At 68.2% G+C, this 623-nt stretch carries 1 protein-coding gene; it reads right to left on the bottom strand.

The window, feature by feature from the left end:
- Positions 1-623, bottom strand: a 623-nt coding sequence (locus I8J29_RS33470; protein ID WP_208851566.1) for an oligopeptide/dipeptide ABC transporter ATP-binding protein, incomplete at both ends; no start/stop codon positions are given.

The following is a 623-nucleotide window of genomic DNA, read 5'->3' as shown; positions in this document are numbered from 1 at the left end:
GGCACCTCGCCCTGCAGCGCCACCCGGTCCCGTTGGCGTCCCGGCGACGGCTGCGGAATCGCCGACATGAGCGCCTGCGTGTACGGATGCGCCGGCCGCGCGAACAGCTCGTCCGCCGGCGCCACCTCCACCAGCTTGCCCAGGTACATGACCCCGACCCGGTTCGAGACGTGCCGGACCACGTTCAGCCCGTGCGCGATGAACAGGTACGTCAAGCCCAGCTCCCGCTGCAGCTTCATCATCAGGTTCAGCACCTGCGACTGCACCGACACGTCCAGCGCCGACACCGATTCGTCCGCCACGATGAACTTCGGATTGAGCGCGATCGCCCGCGCGATCCCGATCCGCTGCCGCTGCCCGCCCGAGAACTCGTGCGGGTAGCGGTTGCGCCGCGTCACGTCGAGCCCGACCAGCTCCATCAGCTCCACGACCCGGTCGTCGATGTCGGAAGCCGACATCTTGCGGTGCAGCTTCAGCGGCTCGCCGATCAGGTCCCGTACCAGGAAGCGCGGATTCAGCGAGCCCATCGGATCCTGGAAGATGATCTGCATCTCTTCCCGCAGCGCCCGCAGCTCGCCCGGGCCGACCTGCTGAATGTCCCGGCCGTTGAACCGCACCTCGCC

The sequence above is a fragment of the Paenibacillus artemisiicola genome, from assembly GCF_017652985.1.
Taxonomy (GTDB): domain Bacteria; phylum Bacillota; class Bacilli; order Paenibacillales; family Paenibacillaceae; genus Paenibacillus_Z; species Paenibacillus_Z artemisiicola.
The sequence above is the reverse complement of the archived record's forward strand: the minus strand, read 5'-3'. Positions and strand labels throughout refer to the sequence as shown.